General features: G+C 60.8%; 15 protein-coding genes and 3 pseudogenes. 9 read left to right on the plus strand and 9 right to left on the minus strand.

All coding sequences use genetic code 11. The features are described 5' to 3' along the window. Positions 1–61: 61 nt before the first annotated feature. Positions 62–256 (plus strand): hypothetical protein, encoded by a 195-nt coding sequence (locus V1293_RS09870; RefSeq protein WP_334508910.1) that lies wholly within the window; start codon positions 62–64, stop codon positions 254–256. Between the two features lie 761 nt (positions 257–1,017). Here V1293_RS09870 and V1293_RS09875 read toward each other — a convergent pair. The 4 genes from V1293_RS09875 to V1293_RS09890 all read right to left on the minus strand — a co-directional run bounded on the left by V1293_RS09875 (position 1,018) and on the right by V1293_RS09890 (position 5,594). Beyond that, complete coding sequence (locus V1293_RS09875) at positions 1,018–1,503, minus strand: hypothetical protein (protein WP_334508912.1); 486 nt, start codon at positions 1,501–1,503, stop codon at positions 1,018–1,020. Between the two features lie 1,070 nt (positions 1,504–2,573). Then, positions 2,574–2,828, minus strand: coding sequence for a hypothetical protein (locus V1293_RS09880; RefSeq protein ID WP_334508914.1), 255 nt, complete (start codon positions 2,826–2,828; stop codon positions 2,574–2,576). 995 nt (positions 2,829–3,823) lie between these two features. Then, positions 3,824–3,955, minus strand: coding sequence for a hypothetical protein (locus V1293_RS09885; protein ID WP_334508916.1), 132 nt, complete (start codon positions 3,953–3,955; stop codon positions 3,824–3,826). Between the two features lie 451 nt (positions 3,956–4,406). Beyond that, positions 4,407–5,594 carry a hypothetical protein gene (locus tag V1293_RS09890; protein ID WP_334508918.1) on the minus strand — a complete coding sequence of 396 codons (1,188 nt, stop codon included), beginning with the start codon at positions 5,592–5,594 and terminating at the stop codon, positions 4,407–4,409. 85 nt (positions 5,595–5,679) lie between these two features. Between V1293_RS09890 and V1293_RS36135 the strand changes: the two are divergent. The 8 genes and pseudogenes from V1293_RS36135 (at position 5,680) to V1293_RS09930 (ending at position 13,846) form a co-directional block, all read left to right on the plus strand. Further along, a pseudogene (locus V1293_RS36135) lies at positions 5,680–6,043 on the plus strand (type II toxin-antitoxin system RelE/ParE family toxin). Further along, positions 6,040–6,321, plus strand: coding sequence for a helix-turn-helix domain-containing protein (locus V1293_RS09900; protein ID WP_334508922.1), 282 nt, complete (start codon positions 6,040–6,042; stop codon positions 6,319–6,321). Before V1293_RS36135 ends, V1293_RS09900 begins: the two are co-directional and overlap by 4 nt. A 592-nt stretch (positions 6,322–6,913) precedes the next feature. Then, the gene (locus V1293_RS09905) at positions 6,914–8,368 is read left to right on the plus strand and encodes a sensor histidine kinase (protein WP_334508924.1); all 1,455 of its coding nucleotides are present in this window, start codon (positions 6,914–6,916) and stop codon (positions 8,366–8,368) included. After that, the gene (locus V1293_RS09910) at positions 8,353–9,720 is read left to right on the plus strand and encodes a sigma-54-dependent transcriptional regulator (protein ID WP_334508926.1); all 1,368 of its coding nucleotides are present in this window, start codon (positions 8,353–8,355) and stop codon (positions 9,718–9,720) included. Before V1293_RS09905 ends, V1293_RS09910 begins: the two co-directional genes overlap by 16 nt. Positions 9,721–9,828: 108 nt before the next feature. Then, entirely contained in the window at positions 9,829–10,554 is a 726-nt protein-coding gene (locus V1293_RS09915; protein WP_334508928.1) for a hypothetical protein, read from the plus strand. Between the two features lie 46 nt (positions 10,555–10,600). After that, positions 10,601–11,236: a hypothetical protein gene (locus V1293_RS09920; protein WP_334508930.1), complete on the plus strand. Its 636-nt coding sequence runs from the start codon at positions 10,601–10,603 to the stop codon at positions 11,234–11,236. A gap of 40 nt (positions 11,237–11,276) precedes the next feature. Next, on the plus strand, positions 11,277–12,563 hold the full coding sequence (locus V1293_RS09925) for an MFS transporter (RefSeq protein WP_334508932.1): 1,287 nt from the start codon (positions 11,277–11,279) through the stop codon (positions 12,561–12,563). A 29-nt stretch (positions 12,564–12,592) separates the two neighbouring features. Then, positions 12,593–13,846: an arsenic transporter gene (locus V1293_RS09930; protein WP_334508934.1), complete on the plus strand. Its 1,254-nt coding sequence runs from the start codon at positions 12,593–12,595 to the stop codon at positions 13,844–13,846. 16 nt (positions 13,847–13,862) lie between these two features. Here V1293_RS09930 and V1293_RS09935 read toward each other — a convergent pair. From V1293_RS09935 to V1293_RS09955, 5 genes and pseudogenes are all read right to left on the minus strand, one after another. Beyond that, a pseudogene (locus tag V1293_RS09935) lies at positions 13,863–13,997 on the minus strand (GSU2403 family nucleotidyltransferase fold protein); the annotation flags it as partial. A 65-nt stretch (positions 13,998–14,062) separates the two neighbouring features. After that, positions 14,063–15,576: pseudogene (locus V1293_RS09940) on the minus strand (glycerol-3-phosphate dehydrogenase). After that, a complete protein-coding gene (locus V1293_RS09945; protein WP_334508937.1) occupies positions 15,573–16,313 on the minus strand; it encodes a class II aldolase/adducin family protein in 741 nt (246 codons plus the stop codon). The pseudogene V1293_RS09940 and the gene V1293_RS09945 overlap by 4 nt, the downstream one beginning before the upstream one ends. An 18-nt stretch (positions 16,314–16,331) precedes the next feature. Then, positions 16,332–17,372, minus strand: a complete 1,041-nt coding sequence (locus tag V1293_RS09950) for a 2-hydroxyacid dehydrogenase (RefSeq protein WP_334508939.1) — start codon at positions 17,370–17,372, stop codon at positions 16,332–16,334. Continuing rightward, on the minus strand, positions 17,365–18,945 hold the full coding sequence (locus V1293_RS09955; RefSeq protein WP_334508940.1) for an FGGY-family carbohydrate kinase: 1,581 nt from the start codon (positions 18,943–18,945) through the stop codon (positions 17,365–17,367). The genes V1293_RS09950 and V1293_RS09955 overlap by 8 nt, the downstream gene beginning before the upstream one ends. Positions 18,946–18,947: the final 2 nt, after the last annotated feature.

Genomic DNA, 18,947 nt, shown 5'->3' on the forward strand with positions numbered 1-18,947 from the left:
AAATCGAGAATAGAAGGAAATTCATTTCGCTTTTTGGGCCCGCACAATAGAGGCGTGCACCATGAACACTCCGGATGAGGACACCGTATTGAAGGCAACTGAGGATGCCAGGCGCATCCTTGCCGAATACATCGCACCAGGGCCGCGCGACGCTACTCAAACGGTGCACCGGCTATTGGCCGTTCTCGATACAGAGGAAGTCGTTCGCGCTTTGGATCGTATGAAACGGCGCCAGACCATGCGGCTCGTGGAGTGAAGCGGCCCCGGCAATACGCAACGCACCGGGGCCACCAACACTGGGAGATGGCCCCAGGCTGGGGGCTTGGGAGCATGTAGCCAAGGGCGGTGCAAAGTAGCCCGCGATCCGGCCCTCGTCTGTCCGGCTGCCGACATAGGGCCCGCCAGCGTGAACCGGCGGGCTGAAGTGCACGCGAGGTGCGAGGTCATGCGACCGCTAGTCACGCGAGGTGCGACAAGTGAGAAATGCCGCCCATACCAGTCCAGCGACCCAGCCCACGAGGATTGTCACAGCCACGATGCGTAAGGGTAATGGGGTTGCATCCATCAATGCCAGCGCAGTGCAGATCACCGCGACCCATTGACGATATACCGAACGCAAATGGGCTTGCCGATAGACCGCACGCAACACGCGCCAATAGATCGTCGAACGCATGGTGATTTGATCACCTCATTGAAGCGTTCCTGTAATCAAGGCTTCACAAACCTGCGGCAGAACCGATACATCCCGCTGCTCCGATCCACAATGGACTTCAATTTGCAAACCCGGTTTTGCGACGGCTGACATGGCCCATGCCCTGGCGCCGCAAGCTTAAGAGGGACCTGATCTACCTCGATACGAGTAAGCAGGTTGACGACCCCGTCACGTCAAGGTCTTCGCCACCACCGACGCCGCGGAAACCTGGTTCGAGGAAAACGGTCCCGAAGGCGTGGCCTTTGAGTATGAGGTTCGGGAGTGAACCGCATCGGCCGCAGGCCCTCAGCGCCACGTTTGCTCCCTTAGCCGACGGTCAAGACTACCCAGGATATGGCCGCGGCAAAAAGGGCTTGAGAGCTGATACCGAGCGGCCACTTAAGGTTCGACTTCGTGTGGATCCACTTGTGAAAACGCTGCAAGGCCGCCAAGGGGCGATTTGGAAATACGGTGTGCACGAACCGTACCGGGTCGGGCGCCATCCCCGCGAGGGCGCCTAGCACGATCACTCCAGTCGCCGCCGGCGTCGCGAAGAGCCAAATTGCTATCAATAGACCCGCACAAGCATCGAAGCCGATAAGGGCCAAATCCAGATAGAGCCTCAGATCCCCTATTAGGCGCCGATTGTTTGCGCCGAGCTTGAGCGAGATCGCCCGAACGGGATAATCCCAATGCGGGATCGCATCGATCGCAAAGTGGCTTGCGAAGGCTGCTAGCGCAACGAGGACCGGATGCGCAGGAAACAGGCTAGCGATGGCGCCGCCGACAACTGCATGAGTGCTTAAAATCATCTGTGGGGTAAGGCCATTTCCAGATGCGGGTGCGTGGCTGGGGTCGTTTCTTCAAGGAGCCATCTACAACGAAAAGCCTGGCAACCGACTACACCGCAAATTAAAATGCGGCCCCAGCGGGCTTGAAGGCTGGGGCCGTAAGTAAGGAATATGCGTCTGTGCCGAGAAACAAACTGGGTTCGGCACATCCACTTGATAGCAAATGGCAGAGTACCTCGTACCTGCTCTATTGGGTGTCCAATCGGATCTTTTGGGGTGCCCCATCAGGCCGTTGTTCGAGCCGGCGCAAATGGGAACGGGAGGCAGCTGGGCGCGTTGATGATGGCGCCAGAAGCTTTCCAGCATGGCGCATTGGAATGACGGCCCCAGTTATTGAGAGGACTGGGGCCGTTTCACTCCGAAAACGAAAGCCCGGCTTTTGGCCGGGCGAATCGAAAATATTCCGAAACGTGATGAAACGCGAACATCTTAGATCAGAAGAGACACCAGTGTCGGTTCGCTTTGTCACCTAGGAATCGGAATTTGGTCCCGTAAGATTACGGAGATCCCCGCCCGCTTCGTCGCGGCAACGCTAGCCGGCGCCGTAAGGCTTGTTGAGAAAGTAATCGCGGTTGCCCAGCGCTTTCTCTGCGTACTGGCCGATCGCAACGGTCGCCTAGACTGTTGGTAACATCAATTGTTGCCCAATTACGCCTCATGAAGCCGGTGCTCCGTACCCCACCCTTTGTTGGGGGCCGCCATGGAGCTATTTCGAGCTGAGAAGATTGCCACCGTTCAGGACCAATCAAACCATGACTGCCGGTTCTGCGGAGGAAGGCTCACTCTCCTCAAAACGATCATGGAATCTGAAAGCGCAGTCGTCATTCATATATTTGAATGCGGGCAGTGCGGCGACCGCGTTTGGAATGAATAGGCGGCCCGACGCATGACACTTCCAGACGACATACGCCGGGCCTTACCACTACGGATTACCCCCGGAATGGCCTGTTCAAGCGGGTCTGATTCTTGGCAGAATTGGGCGCGATGAATGGCGGTGGTACTTATTTTGACTCCAAGCTGTTTCCTTTATCCTATTTCAGGTGACGACGATGATCGAAGAAAAGGTCGCCCGCCTGCGCGCACATGATAATAACATCACCCGATATCGGCGGCTGCTTGAGACCGATCTTTCGGACCTTGAGCGTGGGTTTATCGAAAGGCGCTTGAACGAGGAAAGGTCGGCTATGAAAAGCTTGGCCAATCACCCAGTTTCCGGCGGCCGAGACTGAATGCAGCGCCAGCAGAAAATCACTCTTGGGGAAATGCGCCAGTCCGGCCCTCGCCACCACGGACGCCGCGGAAAAATGGTTTGAGGAAAACGATCCCGAAGGCGTGGCCTTTGAGTACGAGGTTCTGGAGTGAACCGCATCGGCCGCAGGACCGCTTATGGGCGACCCAAAGATCCTTATCTACAACGCCTTCACTGATCATCGCGTCGCGCGGACGCAACTGCCGCTCGCAGCATGCGGTCATTGATTTCCGTGTCAATGTTGGTGGCGCGCTCGTCTCCGCGCAAATCGTGGCTGCGGGAAACGGAATTTGCAAAAGCGCCCGCAGTTCGACCGCCGAACCTGCGGTCGCCGCTTCACCGCGAATAGATGGTGGGAGCGTCCACGGCCATATCCAGCAGAGCCGACTGTTCAGTTCGGCAGCTTGGAAAGGGTCTCAGGACCAAACCGCTGCAGCTTACTCTTGCGGCAATGCAGATCATTATCCACGCTCAGCCAGCACGCTACCCTGCCCTTCGCGATCCAGATCTTCAGGTGGTCCAGAGATCTGCGGATGTCAGATCACTCCAAAGAACGACCGCGCACACCTGCCCTCACTAGATTTTTCTTGATCTCCCGGTGCACACGTCGTGCACACGCCACCCTCTAACCAATTGAAAAACTTGAACTCTCGCTCCAATCCATCATGGGTGCAACGGAGAATCTGGCTTCTAACATATTGTTTTCATTCAACTTAATAATCTTTGCGGCCCAATCGATTTTTGGTTCGACGGACGATCCGAAGCGCTAGAGCTAAAGCATTTTCCTTTCTTTTCAACGGCTTGATCTGATCACTCGATTATTTTGACTTATTTCGACCATGCCCGGTACTGCACGGCAGTACCAAAATGCCCGCGCAGTACCGCTCCTCGACAAAGTGTTTTGGCAATGCCCAACTACGCCAGCTGGTCGAATTTGAAATGGGAATGGCACTACCGTGACGCGGACGCCTGATCGATCAGCAATCCGAGCGTAGCTATACGGGTTCGTTCGGTGTAACCGCCTGTTTGCTGCTACAGAGACGCGCGACGCGCAAACAACACCGCCTGCCGCTCCAAAGCTCTGCGCAACTCGGCAGAATAACCAAGTTCGTCAATCAGCGCATCGACCATCTCTTTGGGCTCATCTTCGGCAGTGAAGTGCAATCTCTCCCATCCTCTCATCGACGGAGGGGCAATGGATTGAATCTGCTTTTCGAGCGCGGCGAGTTCACTAAAATAGTCTCGTCCTGCGCCCAACAATGGTACACTGAAGTATACCGCCTTGCAGTGCCTCCGGCAAAAGACCGCGCGCAGCCGCTTAGCAGCTTTAGCGTCTCGTGACTCCTGCAAAGCACACGGCTCGCGACTGCGCCACATCCTCCCGGTGTTGTAGGCATGGGAGAACTTGTGGCTATATCCCTCCGAGCCTGTCCATGCTTGTTGTTGATGCGCACCCTAAAACCGCCGCCGGTTACCGCAGTGACCCCGAAATATCGAACCTGACCCGAATGGTCGACGAGGGCATAGACGCCGTGTTCGTCTGGCAACTTTTCTAGCGCGACCGGCACGCGCGTCGTTAGCGCGTCTAGCACGGAATAAGGTTCAAGCACTGGGATCACCAATCCATATTGGCCGCTTGGTCAAATCGACCAGCCAAGTGGTCCACGAATCGTTCCATCTCTTCAAGAGACTGCATAGCCCGAGCGTAGGTCCCATCCGAGGCCATGGTCAGTATGATCGGCAACTGACGTTGCTGGATGTAGAGTTCGGCCGGCTCTCTGGGGCCACTCCACAAGTGCAGTATGAACGCGTCAATGATCTGCAAGGCGGCGTCATCATCGAAAGTCAAACGCTCGCCCATCGTCAGCCGCTTGTTGCCAAGGCGATGAGGAAGCAGCAGAGGGACAGCACCTGCACCGGAGTGAAATTCGAAAGCCTTTCCATCCTTCCCGAACGCACCATGGGCCACGAAATTTCGTAGCTCCCTGCGAATTTCGATCAGTTTGTCGTAGAAGCCCTTCGTGGCAGAATCAGAAAGGTCGAGCGCATACTTAAATTTTTCAGCCCAATTTTCGTCTGCAAGGCGCGCAACGTCTTTCCCAGTTTGCAGTCGCCCGCTGAGGATCGAAATGTGGATGAATACGTGCTCAGTCCAACTGAAGAAGGACTCGATTGTGGTAAGAGCCAGCCATTGAGCCTCCGTGCGCAGTTGGAACGCTGGGCGCGATATTGATGTCCACTTTCCGCTAGTCGTTTCCCCCTCAGTTATGGTTTTTTCGTCTTTGCGCGCTTCGGCTTCGACAGCCTTGCTCCGATAAGCCTCCCTAAAATACGTGAAACGCGCAAAAAGCGCATCGCTATTATTGGTGACGTTAACGGAAGATGCCTCGACCGCTTTATCCGCAAGCCAATCGAAGAAGGGCTCGGCAGCCCTAGTCGCCTTCTTGATGTGCGTCACAATATCGCGCGCAGCGCCTTCATCCATTTCCAGATCGTGAACAAAAACACCGACACCGAATTTTCGATGTTCGATCAAGAATGCCTTGCCTTGATAATCGATGGGCACCGACCAAGAAATCTTTTCGAATTGGCCCAAGTTCTTGAAGCCAAGCAAGTCTACAAGAAGAAAGTAGACCAAATAGTACGGTGGCAAGCTGCGACCGGCTTCTGAGCGCTTTGCGTTGAAAAGAAACTCCCTGTCCGCGTGTGTGGCATCGCTAGCTGGGGAAATCGGACCAAGCGCCCGCCTTGCGGCCTCTCGTACGGACTCCAGTTCCGCAGGTAGCGGCAGACTCATTGGCATATTGAGTTCGTTAGTTGCGTAACGGAGGTCTGTCCAATCGATTTTTCGGGTCGAAACACGCGCCCTTGCTGAAATATACAAAATTATGTATATTGAGCCCAATGATCGCCCCAAATCCGTCGAGTTCCGCGGCAGCGCACTCGACGATTTGTGCGCGTTTCCGCAGGCAGCCCGGCGTGAAGCTGGCGTGAAGCGGGATATCAACTCGACCAAATCCAGCGCGGGCGCGAGCCGGACGACTGGAAGGCTATGAATACGGTCGGCCGAGGGGGTACGCGAAATTCGAATTCGCGAAGCCGCGGGAGCTCAGAGTGTTGTATGTGGCGAAGTTCGACGACGCCGTCTACGTGCTGCACTGTTTCCAAAAAAAGACGCAGAAAACGAGCAAAGCGGATCTGAACCTGGCCGCGCAGCGTTATCGGGATTTGTTAAAGGAGCTAGGTCAATGAGCAAGAAACGCTTCGCCAATGTGTGGGACGCAATTGAGGAGACGCCTGCGCAGGCTGAGAACATGAAGCTCCGTTCGGCGTTGATCATGGCGTTGAAGGATCATATCGCTCGGACAGGGCTAAGCCAGTCGGAGGCCGCTAAGCTGCTTGGTGTTACCCAGCCACGTATCTCCGATCTCATGCGCGGCAAGATCGAATTGTTCGGCCTCGATACCTTAGTCAATATGATCGGGGCTGCCGGCCTGCATGTTGAAATGCGGGTCTCGGACGCAGCCTGATCGAAAGCCGCTCGCCGACAGCGTGGTAAAGCATTTGGTACTGCACGGTTGACCGCAACCCGGTTTAAGTGCTGATCGTGCTTCGCTTTTCCCGCTCAGTCCGTCCACTCCATCATGGGTGCAATGCAAAATCGATGCGTTAACATATTGATGTTATTTCGCTTTCTCGTCCCATCTGGAATAGCTGATTTTTTAGCCGACAGAAATTCAAAGCTGACTGGGAGGCATTTTCCTTTCGTTTCAAGTGGTTAAGCGGATCGCCTGCTCGTCCTTCAACGATGCTGCACCTCGCCTGGTACGGCATCGCAGTACCACATGAGCTCGTGCAGTACCGCGATGCTGCACCAAGCTTCTACACTTCTTATCGATCCACCTAAGTTCAGACGCAAAGCAACCTGCCGTCCTCCCCGCGCCTAGAGCTCCACAAGTGCAATCGCAGTTTCGGCGATTATAGAGCAAGAAATCTTGCCGGAATGTTGCTTCGGAGGGGAGCGGTCGCGCTCTCTGAGTTGCTCGGCGTTTGGCCCGTCCAATAGCGGTCGTTTCAAATTCGTATAGACTGGGGAGCCGTTTCACTTGCCTCGGAACCTCGATGCGATCCCTTTGGTCGCGACTGCTAGCACTTTGGATGATGCTGGTCTTATCGGGAGCGGCGACAGCCTATCTCCTGTTCGAGTCCTTTCAGCAGACAGCGAACGCGCGCGTCGCGCGCTCTGAGGAGTTGGTCGCGCGGGCCTGCCGGGATATCGCCGACCGCTACCAATTCTTCGTTTCCGGTTGGACTGGCGGGCAGGTCGACGATCGAGTGAAGCAGGAGCTCACGGCACTGGTTCAGGTCGCGCTCTCAAGCGCCAACGGCGTCGAGGGCGGTATCTGGCAAGCCGATGCTGGCTCACTCGCCTACGCCTTCCCCTCCTATGAGGGTACGGGTCCGAAGACGGATCTTCCCGCTGCAGAGCTGAGCACGATCCGTGAAGTCAATGCCGAAGCATTCCGCTCCCGACGGCCGTCCGGCCTGCGGCAGCCGGCGCGCTCGCAGACTCTGCTGGTGCACGCCTGCCCGCTGCGTGGACCGCTGCAGGGCACCACCGCCTGGACCATGACGCGTGCCTTCACAGCGGAGGGGCCGGCCTACACTCAATTGTTGACCGGGCTGCTCGTGCTTGCACTCACCATCTTCGGATCGGCGATCTGGCTCGCGCGCGTGCTGTTCTCATGGTCGCGGAAAATCGCTGTGCTGGAGAAGGCGCTCGGCAAGGGCGAAAGCGGGTCGGTCGACCTTCCAACGCTTCCGCATACCGGCGAGCAGGAGCTCGACCGGCTGGTCGACGCGCTCAACCAGACCGGCGATCGGCTTGCGCTGGAGCGTCGTCGCGCCAGTAGGGCCGAACGCCTGGCAGCAGTCGGGCACCTTTCCGCAGGACTAGCGCACGAAATTCGGAATCCCATTGCGGCGATGCGGCTCAAGGCGGAAAACGCTCTTGCCGCGAGCGATGATGCCCGCAAGACGACCGCGCTGGAGGCGATCCTCAAGCAGGTCGCGCGGTTGGATACGCTGCTACGCAACCTGCTGCAAATGACCCAGGCCGGCGAGCCCAAGTTGAGGGATGTCGAGCTTGCGCCGTTCCTGCAAAACACGATCGAGCCTCACCAGGAACTCGCGGCAGCCAACGGCTTGTCGCTGGAGGTGGGAACTCCCGAGCCGAACGATCCGTTACCTCGCTTCGACCCCTTTCAGATGCAGCGGGCTCTCGACAATCTGATTCTTAACGCGATCCAGAACACGCCCGCTGGCGGACGCATTGTCGTGGATGCCCTGCACCAGCAGGACAAGTTGCTGCTATGCGTGACCGACAGCGGTGCAGGCGTGAGCGAGGAGATGCGCGAGCGCCTGTTCGAGCCGTTCGCAACCGCGCGCTCCGAGGGGACCGGGCTTGGACTTGCCATCGTGCGAGAAATCGCGCGTGCTCACCGCGGAGAAGCTCGCCTTGCGTACACCGGGCGCGGTGCGAGGTTTGAGATTGAGGTGCCATGGCAAACGTCCTGATTATCGATGATGACCCGGCCTTATGCGAGGGCCTCGCCGAGGCATTGAGCGACCTCGGCCACATGCCACAAACAGCGTCATCGGGACGCGAAGGTCTTGCCGCGCTGTCCGAGAAGATGGACGCGGTGCTGCTCGATCTCAAGATGCCCGGCATGGATGGAATCGAGGTGCTGCGACGCATCCGATCGCAGGAGAGCCCGCCTGCCGTGGTGGTGCTGACCGCCTTTGCGAGCGCCAATAATACCATCGAAGCCATGCGGCTCGGAGCTTTCGACCATCTCACCAAGCCGATCGGACGCGCTGAGCTGAAAACCCTCATGGAGCGCCTGCCGTCGCGGCGGCGGCCGGTCGTCAACGTAAGCAAGAGCAGCCTTGATAGTCTGATCGGATCGAGCGAGGGCATGCGGCGCGTGCAAAAGGCGATCGGGCTCGCTGCCGACAGCCAGGCGACTGTTCTTATCCTCGGCGAAACCGGCACGGGTAAAGAGCTGGTGGCGCGTGCGCTGCACGTGCACAGCCGGCGCAAGGACGGCCCCTTCATCGCCGTCAACTGCGCCGCGATCCCGCCTGACCTGCTCGAAAGCGAACTGTTCGGGCATGTGAAGGGATCGTTCACGGGCGCGACCGGCGACCGCACCGGCGCCTTCCGCGACGCCGACAACGGCACACTGTTTCTCGACGAGATCGGTGACATGCCGCTTGCGATGCAGGCGAAGATCCTCCGGGTGCTGCAGGAGAAGTTGATCACTCCGGTCGGCGGCAAGCCGGTCCGGACCACGGCGCGGGTCGTTACCGCAACCCACCGCGACTTGCCAAAGCTTGTGGCTGCCGGCGAGTTTCGCGAAGACCTCTACTATCGTCTGAATGTGGTTCCCATCGCGATCCCGCCGCTGCGCGAGCGGCCATCCGATATCGTGCCGCTCACCGAGCACTTCCTTTCCCTATCGGTCACTCCCGGCCAACCGATGAAGCAACTCCGTGCGAGCGCGATCGACAAGCTCAGCCGTTACAACTGGCCCGGCAATGTCAGGCAATTGCGCAATGTCATCGAACGGGCGTGCGTACTGACCAGAAGCCACACCATCGACGCCGGCGATATCGACACCAGCGCCGAGGAAAATGACCCAATTCCGACCGCTCTTCGGGAGAGCGATCTGCCGGCAGCGGTAGCGCGGCTTGAGGAAGCGATGATCCGCAAGGCGCTGGACGCCTGCGGCGGCAACCGCACCGAAGCGGCACGCCGTCTCAACATCAACCGCCAGCTTCTCTACACCAAGATGCAGCGTTACGGCCTGACAGGCGGCGATGCGTCAGAAAATCCGACACGCGCCGTCGGAAAAGACGACGACTGAACTACCTCACCTCCCGTTAACTCCTTCACAAACAAGCACTTCGGCTTTGGCACGCCCGTTGCTGAACCTTTCGCGCCGGCGACCAGGTCGCCATTCGGAAGGAGCTTGATGATGAAGATGACAACGACACGGATGCGCGCACTTGCGTGCGCGTTCCTCGCCGCGACCGCCGTCGGCGCCGTCGCGAGTGCCCATTCGCAAACCCCCGGCGCAGTCTGGGATTCGTCGCAACTGCCGGAGTCGCGCGGCCGGGTGAAGCAATACACGTTGACGCCGCGCGGTGACGTTGACGGGCTGATCCTTGCCGATGGCACGGAAGTGAAGCTGCCGCCGCATCTTTCCGCGCAGATCGTCTATGCGATCCGCCCGGGTGATGAGGTTTCGATCCGCGGTCTTCGTGCGCGGGCGATTCCATTAGTCGATGCAGCTTCGGTCACCAACATCGCAACCGGCAGAAGCGTCGCCGACAACGGACCACCTCGCGGTCCCGACCGCGGCGGCATGCAGCAGGCCTTCAGCGGCCGGATCGTTACAACACTGCACGGCAAGCGCGGCGAGGTGAACGGCGCGCTGCTCGACGACGGCACCCAGCTTCGCTTGCCGCCGCCGGAAGCCGAGCGTCTTGCCGACTGGCTGCAGCCTGGGCAGATGGTTTCCGTACGCGGAGAGCTGCTCGACACCGCACTCGGCCGGGTGGTCGACGTGCAAGCGATTGGCGCTTCACCAGGCCAGATGACCGAGCTCGACGGACCGCGTCCGCCGCGCGGCCCCAACGGCGGCCCCGACCGGTTCGGTCCGCCTCCGCCGCCCCCACCGGCTCCGCCGCGCGGCTGAGTCCGCCAGCGAATTTCAGAAGCAACAGACCAAAGAGGAGAACAATATGCACTGGATTGATCCCGATTGCCTGCCGGAAGTGAAAGGCACCGTCGAACGCTTCCTTCTCAACCCGCACGGCGAGATCGACGGCTTTGTCATGAGCGGCGAGACGCAGGCGCCCGTCCTCGTTCACACGCCGCCGCAGATGGAGGCCGAGCTCACCCGCCACGTAAAAGCCGGCGACGTGGTCAGTGTCCGCGGCGTCCGGCCGCGGAAAGCCGACCTCATCGCGGCGGTCGCGGTCACCACAACGAACGGAGCGAGCGTGATTGACCGGGAACCGGATCATGACCGCGAGCATCCCACGCTCGAAAAAAGGAAGATGTCGGCCGAGGGAACCGTTCGGCTGTCGCTATTCGGCCCGAAGGGCGACCTCCGCGGCGCGCTACTTGCCGACGACACGGTGATTCGTATCGGGCCGAAGGAGGCTGAACAGGTTGCGAAGCTCCTTGCGCCGAACGCGAGGATCGCCGTGAGAGGCGACGGCATCGAAACCAAACACGGCCGCGTGGTGAATGCGAAGGAGATCGGCACCGGCAGCGGCGATCTTCGTCCGATCAAGGAGGCAAAGCCGAAGCCCAAGCACGAGGCAAAACCAAAGTTCGATCAGGCTGCACACACCTGCGGCGGAGAGCGGTGAAAAGAAATTGGCGGAATCACATCGATGGTCGAGGCCGGACATGTCCAGCGATTCAGTATCAAGACAGCGCGCCAACCGCGCCCTCGATGCCGCCAATTTCTTCCTGGCCGATGTCCGCGACGGGCTTGGGCCCTATCTCGCCGTCTATCTCCTGACTGATCAGAAATGGGACGAAGCCAGCATCGGCGTGGTGATGTCGATCGCCAGCTTTGCCGGCATTGTCGCGCAGACTCCCGCCGGCGCGGCGGTCGATACGATAAGGGCAAAACGTCTGGTGATGGCCTGCGCGGCACTGATCGTCACTTGCGTCTCTCTGATCTTGCCTCTTTGCCCCGGCTTCTGGCCCGTTGCGGTGTCGCAAGGCATCGCGCATGCGGCGGGCGCGATCTTTCCGCCTGCGATAGCCGCAGTTTCGCTCGGCGTCGCAGGCCATCGCGCCTTTACCGTCCGCGTCGGCCGCAACGAAAGCTTCAACCACGCCGGCAATGCGGCAGCTGCGACGATTGCGGGCGGCACCGCCTATTTCTTCGGCCCACAGGTCGTGTTCTATCTGCTTGCCTTCATGGCGATCGCAAGCCTCGTCAGCGTGCTGGCGATCCCGGAAGACGCGATCGACCATGAGCTGGCGCGCGGGCTGCACGACCATGGGATAAATCTGGACGGAGCCCGGGAGCAGCCGTCAAGCCTGAGTATTCTCCTGACTTGCCGCCCGCTTCTGCTCTTTGCGGTTTGCGTGATGCTCTTTCATCTCGCGAATGCGGCGATGCTTCCGCTGGTTGGACAAAAGCTCGCGCTGCAGGACAAGGGTCTCGGCACCAGCTTGATGTCGGCCTGCATCACCGCGGCGCAAATCGCCATGGTGCCGATGGCGATGCTGGTGGGCGCCCGCGCCGACCGATGGGGGCACAAACGCTTCTTCCTCGCCGCGCTACTGATCCTGCCCCTTCGCGGCGCGCTTTACACGCTGTCCGACAACAAGGCCTGGCTCGTCGGAGTGCAGCTCCTCGACGGCATCGGCGCCGGCATCTTTGGCGCGATCTTTCCCGTCATCGTGGCCGACCTGACGCGCAACACCGGACGCTTCAACGTCGCACAAGGCGCGATCATCACCGCGCAAGGCATTGGCGCGGCACTCTCCACCACGTTCGCCGGCCTGATCGTCGTGAAAGCGGGCTATAGCGCAGCCTTCCTCAGCCTCGGCGCAGTCGCAGGAATTGGCTTTGCAATTTGCTGGTTTGCGCTGCCCGAGACGTGCGCGCATTCCAATGCAGGGACAAGCCGAATGACGCAGACGACATCGTCAGCTTCCGGCATCGCTGCGGGATGATTTTTGAAGCTTTTGGAGACGACACGACGATGCCGCATCACGAATCGCTTTGTGCCTGGGCAATCATTATCCCAGCAACTGCAGGCGTCATTGTCAGGCCCTTTCGTCTTCCGGAGGCGGTCTGGGCGGTGATGGCCGCCGTTGCGCTGGTAATGTTGGGGCTGCTGACCCCGCGCGAAGCGTTGAACGGGATTGTCAAAGGCCTCGACGTCTATCTCTTCCTGATCGGAATGATGCTGACCGCCGAGCTTTCGCGCCGCGAGGGCCTGTTCGATTACCTTGCCGCGTTTGCGGTCGAGCATGCGCGCGGCTCGCCACAGCGGCTGTTTCTTCTGGTCTATGCCGTCGGCATCCTAGTCACCGCGCTGTTGTCCAATGACGCCACTGCGATTGTGCTGACGCCCGCGGTCTATGCCGCGACCCGCGCCGCCGGTGCGAGCCCCCTGCCCTATCTGTTCGCCTGCGCCTTCATCGCCAATGCCGCGAGTTTTGCTCTGCCGATTTCGAATCCGGCCAATCTGGTGGTATTCGGCGAGCGCATGCCCCATCTATTCGAATGGCTGCGCCAGTTCGCGCTGCCCTCCATCGCCGCCATTGTCGTAACCTATGTCGTGCTCCGCCTTACTCAGCACCACGCGCTCGCTGAAGAGAAGATAGAGAGCCGCGTGCCGCATCCCAAGCTCGGCCGCGGCGGCAAGTTCACCGCAATCGGCATCGCCGCGATCGGCGTGGTACTGCTGACCGCTTCGGCACTTGACGTGCAATTGGGTTTGCCGACCTTGATTTGCGGTCTTGTAACGGCTGCGGCAGTGCTCGCTCTCAGCCGCCAGTCGCCCTGGCCGGTGATAAAAGGCGTTTCCTGGAGCGTGCTGCCATTGGTTGCGGGATTGTTCGTGATGGTGGAAGCGCTGGTGAAGACCGGCGCGATCGGCCATTTCAGCGCGCTTCTGCAAGCGGGAATCGAGAAATCACCAACCCAAGCCGCCTGGGGCGCCGGAATCGTCACTTCGATCGCAGGCAACATCGCCAACAACCTTCCCGTAGGCCTGGTGGCGGGCTCGGTCGCGGTCAACGACCACCTCCCTCCGCCGGTCATGAGCGCGATGCTGATCGGCGTCGACCTCGGGCCCAATCTCTCGGTGACCGGGTCGCTCGCAACGATCCTGTGGCTGGTGGCGCTGCGGCGGGAAAACATCGACGTCACCGCCTGGCGTTTCCTGAGAATTGGCGTGCTGGTGACGCCGCCCGCGCTGGTCGCGGCGCTCGCGGCAGCAATCTGGTGAGCGGACGCCTTGATCGAGCCTGAAGCCGATCCTTCGAACTCTTTGCGGTTGCGTCGCGATCCTCCTTCCCACGGGATCCTACAATGAGTTTGTGGATAGCGTATCGCTCCGGTGATGGGACGAGGACTGGCACGCCTGCACCGTGCAGCAGTTGTCACTTTCATGAAAGAGAACGCCTGTGGCAAATTGAGGCCGACGATGGACTGAGTTGAGGACTTAGCTTCCGACGCTGGCTTCGAATACGGCCCGCTGAGCGGGCGTCAGATGCAGTCCATGCTTGGTTCGCCGTTCCAGAACATCGGCAGCTTTCCCTGCCCATTCCGTTTCTCGAAGGTAGAACGCCTCGCGTTCATAGAAGTCTCCGCCAAAATGGCATCCAAGATCCGCGCAGGAGCGGGCTGACCCCAGCAGTTCCCGCGCGCGTGTGCCGTACAAGCGCGCGCAGTGATGGACCAGCGTCTGCGGGAGACCGGCATAGTCGCGGGCCAGATCCGCCGCGAAATCATCAAATGTGCCGGGAATTTCGCCACCGGGCAGCGGCTTATGCGCAGTCCACGCCGGCGACAGCTTCGGAAACCAGGGTCCCAGGCGCTGCAGCGCATGTTCCGCCAGCTTGCGATAGGTGGTGATCTTGCCGCCGAAGATCGAAAGCAGCGGCGGAAGCCCGGGTGCGCCGTCGATCTCGAAGACATAGTCCCGGGTCACTGCGGACGGATTTTCCGAATTGTCGTCATAGAGCGGACGAACACCGGAGAACGCATGAACGATATCGCGATCCTGCGGTGCGTTTCGAAAATAGCGGCACAGCACCTGCAGCAAATACGCGATCTCGGCGTTATCAATCGCCACTTCCTCCGCACGCCCGTCATAGGGGATGTCGGTCGTGCCGATCAATGCGAGATTTTCTTCATACGGATTGACGAAGATAACGCGACGATCGTCGTTCTGCAGTAGGTAAGCATGCGGCCCGCTCCAGAATTTCGGCACCACGATATGGCTGCCCTTGACGAGCCGCACGTTGTGAGCGGAATTCAGGCCGGCTACTCCCTGCACGACGTCCTGCACCCAGGGTCCAGCCGCATTGACGAGCACGCGGGCCTGCGCGACCTGCGCGCCGCCATCCTCGCCCTGCATCTCGAGTAGCCATCTGTCCCCTGCCCTGCGTGCGCGCACAGCGCGGGTGCGCGGCAATATTCGGCGCCGTTACGCGCGGCATCGACGAGATTGAGAATCACGAGCCGCGCATCATCGACCCAGCAATCGGAATATTCGAAGGCGCGCCGAAACTCGGGCCGCAGCGGCGTCCCTTCGGGAGCACGCGAGAGGTCGAGGCTGCGGCTTGGCGGCAGGCGCTTGCGGCCGCCGAGATGATCGTAGAGGGACAGGCCTGCCCGAACCAGCCACGCGGGACGCTGCTCCGGCGAATGCGGCAGAACGAAGCGAAGCGGCCAGATGATATGGGGCGCGGAGGCCAGCAGCACTTCCCGTTCGATCAGGGCCTCGCGCACCAGCCGGAATTCGTAATATTCGAGATAACGCAAGCCACCATGCACGAGCTTGCCAGAGCGCGACGATGTCCCTTCTGCGAAATCGCCCTTCTCGCAAAGCAGGACTTTCAGCCCACGACCGGCGGCATCGCGCGCGATGCCAGCCCCATTTATTCCGCCACCGATGATGGCGATGTCGACCAGCCCGTGATCCCTGCCCGTGACCGGTGCAGCGTCCGTCATCGCTTCCCGCTGAGCTTCTTCTTTGACCGGCGCGCCGCGGCCTTCGCTACCGATGCGCGCGCCTTCGTCGCCGGCTTCGGCTGCGCGGCCTGCAGGCCGTAGGTCGAGAATCCCCTGGCCGTTTCCGCGATTTCCTCATCGCTGAGGATGCAGGGAGAGCCGAGGGCGAGCGAAAGGTAATACTGCCGCGCGATCGTCTCGAGTTCGACTGCAAGCCACATGGCCTTGTCCAGATTGGCCCCCAGCGCAATCATGCCGTGATTGGCCAGCAGGCAGCCGTTGCGGCCTTCCAGCGCAGCGATTGCGAGATCCGATAATTCCTTGGTGCCGTAGCGCGCGTAGCCCGCGCAGCGGATATCGGTCCCGCCAAACGCCGCCATCATGTAATGGCAGGCCGGGATCGACTTGCGCGCAATGGCAAGCACGGTTGCATAGGTGGAATGGGTGTGAACGATGCCGCCGACATCCGGCCGCGCCCGCATAATGTCTAGATGAAAGCGCCATTCAGTGGATGGCTGTAACGGCCCGGCCCACTCTCCGTACGCACCCTCGAGCGGCATCGACGCAATCATCTCCGGCTTCATGGCGTCATAGGGGGTAGCTGATGGCGTGATCAGCATCCTGTCCTCGTAGCGGGCGGAGATGTTGCCGGAGGTGCCCTGATTGAGACCCGACGCGTTCATCCATCGGCACTTGGCGATGATCGCCTCGCGCAATTGTCGTTCCTCACGGGTCATGTCGTGATCCCTTCTTCTTCAGCACGGATTGAGCGGCGGCTCGCCCGCGAGAAAGCGGCGAACCTCTTCGGCCGCCTGGTCGGCGGCGATGGTGACAGTGCGCACGGAGGCGCCGGCGATGTGAGGCGTCAGTGTGACGTTTGGCAGCTGCAGTAACGGCCAGTCGGGCGGCACCGGCTCGACGGCAAAAGTGTCGAGCATGGCGCCGCCGAGCTGGCCAGATGCCAGCGCATCGGAAAGCGCTTGATAGTCGACCAGCGGGCCGCGCGCGGTATTGATCAGAAACGCGCCCTTCTTCACCCGTGCAAGCGCTTCGCGACCGATGAGTCCGGTGGTCTCACGCGTCACCCGCGCATGCAGGCTGATGACGTCGGCGCGCGTCAACAATTGATCGAGCGCGACATGTTCGACGCCATCGTTGCGGTCCGCGGCGCTGAGCTGGACATAGGGATCGGCCACCAGGAGCCTGCAGCCGAAAGCCTTGAGCAGTTTCACCACGCGGCGGCCGATCGCGCCGTAGCCTACGATCCCGACGGTCATTTCGCCGAGCTCGCGGCCGGTGCGATCGGCCCGATAGAGATCGCCGCGCCATTCGCCCGCGCGCAACGCTTCATGGCCGCTGCGGATGAGACGCGTTTCGGCGAGTATGGCGCCGATCGTGAATTCGGCCACCGCACTGGCGTTGCGACCGGGCGTATTGACGACCAGCACGTTGTGATCGCGCGCGGCTTGCATATCGATATTGACCGGCCCGCCGCGCGAGACCGCGATGAACTTGAGCATCGGCAGCCGCTCCAGCATCGCCCGCGAGATTGGTGCCAGATGAGTGACAAGAAGTGTGGCGTCGCCGATGAAATCGGCGACTTCATCGGGATCGCCCATAAACTCCTTCAACCCGTCGAGCGTCGAGCCCGCGTAGCCGTGCTCCATCGGCTCGTCCGGCCAGGGTTGCTCCAGTGTGCGGATATGGACGCTGTTGCCGCAGGCAGCCGCGATCCGCTCGGCAAAGACCGACGGCAGCATGAAGCGATCCCCGACGATGGCGATCGAATTAGACATGATCGCCCCCCGCACGCAGCGCAGCAAGCCGCTTCCAGACCGGCCGCGACGCAAGGCGCGCATCGAGATAGGCCGGGAACATCTGCGCATAGCGCCTCGCCAACACGGCAGCCGGCTTCTGCGGCTCGTTGAGATACGGCCTCACCCAATCCTCGGCGCAGGCGGTCATGTCCGGATAAAAGCCGATCGCCACGGCCGCGATCATCGCCGCCCCCGCAGCTCCTGCCTCGCCGCGGCTGCAGACCTGGATATCGCATTCCAGCGCGGCACCGAGGATGGCGCCAAGGGCGCGGCTGCGCGCCGCGCCGCCGGTGATCCGCACAACGCGCGGCAGAGCGCCCATGGCGGCGTAGCAATCGCGCGCAGCGAAAGCGAGTCCCTCCATCACGGCCCGCATCAGGTCCCGGTAGCGATGATGCGAGCGCAGGCCGAAGAATTGCGCGCAAGCGTCATGGGCCACGAACGGACCGCGCTCGCCGGCATTGGAGATGAAAGGATGAAACAGCACCTCACCCGGTTTCGCCTGCAGGACTTCCTCGTCAAGTCGGCGAATAAGGTCACTCCTCGAGCGTGTCACGCCCTCAACGGCAAGCATGTCCAGCGCGAGATCGAGCAGCCAGTCGATGTTCAGCGTGGCGGCCATATTGGATTGCATCTGGGCGTAATGGCCGGGCACCGGGAATGCCATGGTATAGCCGGTCGCCTCGGTGTTCAGCGTCACCGCGTCCGCGTTCGGAACAAGGCGCATATGCATCCCGGTCGAACCGATGATGGTGCAGCCGACCGCCGGATCCGGGTCATGGAGCCCCGCGCCAAGCGCCGTGCAGATCACGTCGACATAGCCGAGACAAACCGGCACACCTTCGGGCAGGCCTGTCTCCGCCGCGGCGACAGCGTTGAGCGGATGCGTGACGGCCACGCCGTCAACAACCTCGGGAAACAGTTTTACCAGATCGGCAATCCCGATCAGTCGCGCCGTTTCGGTGTCAAAACAACGTTTGCGGAAGTCGCCGCACGAAAATGTCGCCTCTGACGGGTCGGTTGCGCGCTTGCCGGTGAGCAGGAAATAGAGCCAGTCCTTGCAGTGAAAGGCAGTCGCCGCGCGCGACAGCGTCTCCGGAGCATGCGCGTGCAGCCAGGCCAATTGCGGCCCCTGCTGGCAGGCGTTTAGCCCGGAGCCGGTACGCCGATAAAGAGGCGTGTTGCGCTCGCTGGCGCGAATTGCCTCGACCAGTGCCGCCGCACGCGAATCGAGCCAGAGCAGCGCCGGTCCGACCGGCCGGCCGTCGTCGTCGACGAGCCATGTGCCGTCACCCTGCCCGGTGACCGCGATCGCCGCCACGCGCGAGCCCAGATCAGGCACCTTCGTTGCGAGCCCGCGAAGCGCCGCAACCGTATCATTCCAGGTGCGCGGCATGTCCTGCTCGACACGACCGCCGGGCGACGTGCTGTAGGTATTCGGCAGGGAGAAATCACCGAGCTGCCGTCCGTCCCGCGTGAACGCCACGGTCTTGATCAACGAAGTGCCGGCATCGATGCCGATGATTACGTCTCGGCTGCGCGTGGAGGCCATTG

The sequence above is a fragment of the Bradyrhizobium sp. AZCC 1693 genome (assembly GCF_036924745.1).
Lineage (GTDB): Bacteria > Pseudomonadota > Alphaproteobacteria > Rhizobiales > Xanthobacteraceae > Bradyrhizobium.